The organism is Moorena sp. SIO1F2, from assembly GCF_010672755.1.
Classification (GTDB): domain Bacteria; phylum Cyanobacteriota; class Cyanobacteriia; order Cyanobacteriales; family Coleofasciculaceae; genus Moorena.
Genome location: NZ_JAAHFV010000431.1, coordinates 1 through 4,968, shown reverse-complemented (window position 1 = coordinate 4,968; position 4,968 = coordinate 1). Strand labels below are relative to the sequence as shown.

Here is a 4,968-nt window from a genome sequence, read left to right as displayed (position 1 = left end):
ATCCCGCACTGCCCCTAACTGGACAGTGCGGGATTTACGCAATAGTACAACCCAACCTACTAACGGTTCCCTACTCAGGTTGGGCATGGAACAATCTATTCCTATTGGTAGTGGCAGCATCTTAATGAATCGGTTAAGAGGTAGCTATAGTTTCTATATCCCTGTAGAATTCACCAACTTTACCGAAGGACCTCAGGCTCTTGCCTTTAACATTCAAGGGGGCACTATCTTGGGGGATTTACCTCCCTATGAAGCTTTTATTGTTGGTGGTAGTAACTCCGTGCGGGGGTTTGCTGAGGGAGACCTAGCATCAGGACGTAGCTACCTTCAGGCTACGGCAGAATATCGCTTCCCAATTTTCTCAGTCATAGGGGGTGCTCTATTTGTTGACGCTGGCACTGACCTTGGTTCTGCTGGTTCTGTTCCTGGTGAACCCGGTGAGCAGAGAGATTTACCCGGTACTGGTCTCGGTTACGGTCTTGGGGTTAGAGTGCAGTCACCACTTGGTCCGATTCGGGTAGACTTTGGTTTGAATACCGAAGGGGACAGTCGTCTTCACTTTGGTATTGGAGAGAAGTTTTAATTGTTAATTGTGAATTGTTAGTGGTTAATTGTGAATTGTTAGTGGTTAATTGCGAATTGTTAATTGGGATTTGTGATTGGTTAATTTCAATTTTCAATTTTCAATTTTCCAGCATTTATTGATAGAAACTTGACCAAAAAACATGTCTTCAGTATATTACACCTTGGCTGGTATGTTTGAACGCTCTGGTGTCGGACTGCACAGCGGTATTTCAACCTACGTAAGGGTACTACCAGCAGCTGCGGGAGTTGGGCGATATTTTGTGCGGGTTGACCTACCAGGTAAACCGGTTATTCCAGCAAACATAGATGCAGTTTCAGGTACCACACTGTCTACGGAACTCTCCACATCAACCCAGTATGGAAACGCTACCGTTCGTACTGTGGAACACCTTTTAGCTGCACTGGCTGGTAGTGGTGTGGATAATGCTCAAATTGAGATTGATGGTCCAGAAGTGCCTCTTTTAGATGGTTCGGCGAAGGTTTGGCTGGAAGCTATCCAGGAGGTGGGAGTAGTAGCAGCAGGGGTTCAAGGCATCGACGGTAAACCATACGATAGTTTTACCCCCGGACAAGTTCGAGGTACCCTAACACCCCCTCACCTCCTAACTGCCTCAGGAAGAACACCTATTCCTTTTGTATTAAACGAGCCAGTCTCGGTTTATCACGGAGATGCCTTTGTAACGGCTCTACCAGCACCCAAAACTCGATTTACCTATGGCATTGACTTTGCGTTACCAGCTATTGGTAAACAATGGTATAGTTGGACTCCAGAACAGGACAATTTTGCTGATGCGATCGCACCAGCTCGTACCTTTGGCTTGGCTGATCAAATTGACCAGCTGCGCGATCGCGGTTTAATTAAAGGTGGTAGCTTGGACAATGCTCTGGTTTGTGGTCAACAGGGATGGGTTAATCCCCCCTTACGATTTTCAAATGAGCCAGTGCGTCATAAACTTTTAGACTTAGTAGGGGATTTGAGTTTATTAGGACGTTTTCCTGTCGCTCACATCCTCGCCTATAAAGCTAGCCACCATCTCCATGTCCAACTTGCCAAAAAGCTGGCTGAACGCATGGGTTGCAAGTTAAATACAAAGAAGGTTGAACCTTTAAAAATTAATAAATTAACCTGCAATCTGTAATTCTATTAAAATACGCTTATGTCCACACTGACTGACGTTAACACGCCAAATAACTCTACCGGAAGTACCCAGGAGCTCAATGATGACTCATCGACTAAAACAGTTCTAACCGTCGAAGACATTCATAAACTACTCCCCCATCGGTATCCTTTCGCATTAGTTGATCGGATTATTGACTATGTTCCAGGTAAACGAGCTGTAGGTATCAAGAATGTTACCTTCAATGAACCTTTTTTTCAAGGACATTTTCCTGGAAGACCGTTGATGCCTGGGGTGATGATAGTCGAAGCTATGGCTCAGGTTGGGGGGATTGTATTAACCCAAATTCCCGATAGTCCTGATGGATTATTCGTATTTGCAGGGATTGACAAAGTTCGTTTTCGGCGTCCCGTAGTGCCAGGAGATCAACTGGTGATGACTGCGGAACTGTTGTCCATCAAGCGCCGTCGTTTTGGTAAGATGCACTCAGTTGCAACTGTTGATGGTAAGAAAGCAGCAGAAGGCGAACTTATGTTTTCTATAGTGGATTAAAACATAATTAGTAAGAGCAAAGGAAAGTTATTGGGTTGTTCACCTTTGCCCCTCGGTTTAGGATAGGTTATTTGGTTGTTCGCGTAGCGTGCGCGTAGCGCATAAGTTATTTAGTTGTTTATTTAGTTGTTTGCCTTTGGCCTTCGGTTCAGGGTAGGTTATTTTGTTGAAATACTTGGCTTTGGAGGTTAAACGTTAATGTTCTATTTTAGCACTAAAACCTGGAACACTAAACATTAACCCTTAAACCGGCAACAGTCAACCTTAATCTTTCAACCTGCAACCTTAAAGCTGCAACCTGCAACCTTTAACCTTTAACCTGCAACCTGCAACCTGCAACCTGCAACCTGCAACCTGCAACCTTAAAGCTGCAACCTGCAACCTGCAACCTGCAACCTTTAACCTGCCAGTATTGTTAGTCATTGGTCACTTTGGTGTTTGGAAAATTGGCAACACTTATTCATCCTACTGCTGTTATCCATCCTGGTGCTGAACTACACCCGACAGTTCAGATTGGTGCCTACGCGGTGATCGAAGATAATGTGAAAGTTGGCCCAGAAACAACCATTGGTGCCCATGTGGTTCTTTCTGGACCAATGGAGATCGGAGCCAGGAATCAAATCTTTCCAGGAGCAGTACTGGGTTCGGAACCCCAAGACCTTAAGTATGATGGTGCTCCTAGCTGGGTGAGAATTGGTGATAATAATCTAATTCGAGAGTACGTCACCATTAACCGAGCCACCGGGGCGGGAGAAGCAACCGTAATTGGCAATGGCAATATGCTAATGGCTTATAGTCATGTTGCTCACAATTGCGTGATTGAAGATTCTGTAATTATCGCTAATGGCACTGCTATAGCAGGTCATGTTTATATTGAGTCCCAGGTGAGAATTAGTGGGGTCTTGGGGATTCATCAATTTGTCCACATTGGACGTCTAGCTATGGTGGGTGGGATGAGTCGCATTGACCGAGATGTTCCACCCTATATGCTAGTTGAGGGGAATCCATCCCGAGTGCGATCGCTTAACTTAATCGGTCTTAAACGGGCTGGACTGACAACTGGTGAGATTAGACAGCTAAAAAATGTCTTCCGGAAGCTCTATCTTTCAGGAGAACCGTTCACTCAAGCCCTCCAAACCCTGGAATTGCCACCAGATAATCCACATGTGCAGCACCTGCATCAGTTTTTGCAGTTGTCTCTAATGGAAGGTCGTCGGGGTTTAATTCCTGGTCGTCGCTGAAAAGGGTAAAGGTTTTTAAGGTTTATTTCAAATTCCTTTCACCTTTAACCTTTACCCTTTCCTAGCCGATTTTAGGGATTATTAATTAAGAAAACAGGAGATTAAAGCACAAAATCTGCCTCTGTAATGTCACCAGAATCTACACCAGTCAAGACAGCTAATGGTTGATTATTTATGGTGGTGATTATGGTATCGTCATTTTGTTCAAAAATCGAAATCTGACCAAAGGTCAGACCATCTAACTGCAACAGATCTTCGCCATCGGTAAAGTCAGTGATGGTGAGTTTGCCTACTGTTGACAAGACAAAGGTATCTTGCCCACTGCCACCAGTTAAAATGTCATCTCCTGGGCCACCGATCAGGGTATCGTCATCATCTCCGCCTTCGAGGGTATCCTGACCATTGCCACCTTTGAGGGTGTCATGACCGTCCCCTCCAAACAGTTTATCGTCACCGTCACCACCGTCGAGGTAGTCTTCCCCAACAAAGCCTCGAAGAGTATCTTGACTGTTAAGCCCTTTGATAATATCGTCACCTCCGCCACCTTCAAGGATGTCATTGTTGGAAGTACCGATTAGAGTAACACCAGCTTCCTCGAAGCTAAGGTTGTCAAGGGCGAAGCGGAAAGCAGCGGCATCATTGAAATCGATCACAACCCGGTCTATTGGTGTATCACTATCAGAAAGGGAGAACAGAGCCTCGGTAAAGCTTGGCTGTGAACTAGTATCGACTGCGATCGTATTTACCAATGTGGAGCCATCATCAAACAGTTCCACTGTAAAACCAGGTGTGAGAGTAGCAAAGGTACTCAGCGCCACCCCAAACTCAAGGTCGGAAACCGGTGCATCAAAGTCAAGGGTTAGGATTCCGGCGGCATTACCTTCCAGACTCGGATCCTGTACAAAGGAAATTGAGCCTGGACCGGAGGAAGCATAATTGGCATCCGTTGAATCTACCCCACCTACTTTGAAATCAAATGTGACCCCCATGAAACTTAGGTCATCAACGGGTTGAAAAGGCAGTTCATCAAAGGTCAAAACTGTTGTGTTAGTGGAATTGGTAGACATGTTTATTTCCCCTAAAAAATAATTAATTTTTCATTGCACCCTATAGTATGAAGATTGTGATTTTACCTTGATGTAATTAGCGCAAATCACTAATGATTTTCTTCATTTGTTTTTATTTTGCTTTATTGTGAGTTTAAAATTATGAAATTTGGATGAATTAAATAAATATTTTTAATGAATATTATGTGAATTTATCAAAAAAATTGGTAAGCATTCAGCTATCGTAAGTATTCAGCTATCAGCTATCAGCTTAAATTTCCGTTCCCGTAGCGTGACCAACGGCCAATCCATCCACTTCTGCACAAGCCGGTCTACCATCTCCCCATCTCCCCATCTCCCCATCTCCCCATCTCCCCATCTCCCCATCTCACCATCTCCCCATCTCCCCATCTCCCCAAAGCGCCA

Annotated in this window: 5 protein-coding genes; 4 read left to right on the top strand and 1 reads right to left on the bottom strand. The window is 44.6% G+C overall.

What is annotated here, in order from left to right:
• The 4 genes from F6J94_RS30125 to lpxA all read left to right on the top strand — a co-directional run.
• On the top strand, window positions 1-583 hold a 583-nt coding region (locus F6J94_RS30125), incomplete at its 5' end, for a BamA/TamA family outer membrane protein (protein ID WP_293047035.1).
• A gap of 142 nt (window positions 584-725) precedes the next feature.
• Window positions 726-1,724 carry a UDP-3-O-acyl-N-acetylglucosamine deacetylase gene (locus F6J94_RS30120; RefSeq protein ID WP_293047033.1) on the top strand — a complete coding sequence of 333 codons (999 nt, stop codon included), beginning with the start codon at window positions 726-728 and terminating at the stop codon, window positions 1,722-1,724.
• Window positions 1,725-1,742: 18 nt separating this feature from the next.
• Window positions 1,743-2,255: a 3-hydroxyacyl-ACP dehydratase FabZ gene (gene fabZ, locus F6J94_RS30115; protein WP_075903192.1), complete on the top strand. Its 513-nt coding sequence runs from the start codon at window positions 1,743-1,745 to the stop codon at window positions 2,253-2,255.
• A gap of 446 nt (window positions 2,256-2,701) precedes the next feature.
• Entirely contained in the window at window positions 2,702-3,496 is a 795-nt protein-coding gene (gene lpxA, locus F6J94_RS30110) for an acyl-ACP--UDP-N-acetylglucosamine O-acyltransferase (protein WP_293026105.1), read from the top strand.
• 101 nt (window positions 3,497-3,597) lie between these two features.
• Here lpxA and F6J94_RS30105 read toward each other — a convergent pair whose 3' ends face one another.
• A complete protein-coding gene (locus tag F6J94_RS30105; protein ID WP_293047030.1) occupies window positions 3,598-4,563 on the bottom strand; it encodes a hypothetical protein in 966 nt (321 codons plus the stop codon).
• Window positions 4,564-4,968 lie beyond the last annotated feature (405 nt).

Coding starts and splice junctions, on each gene's coding strand:
- F6J94_RS30120 (WP_293047033.1), top strand. CDS start 726: ATGTCTTCAGTATATTACACCTTGGCTGGTATGTTTGAACGCTCTGGT.
- fabZ (WP_075903192.1), top strand. CDS start 1,743: ATGTCCACACTGACTGACGTTAACACGCCAAATAACTCTACCGGAAGT.
- F6J94_RS30105 (WP_293047030.1), bottom strand. CDS start 4,563: ATGTCTACCAATTCCACTAACACAACAGTTTTGACCTTTGATGAACTG.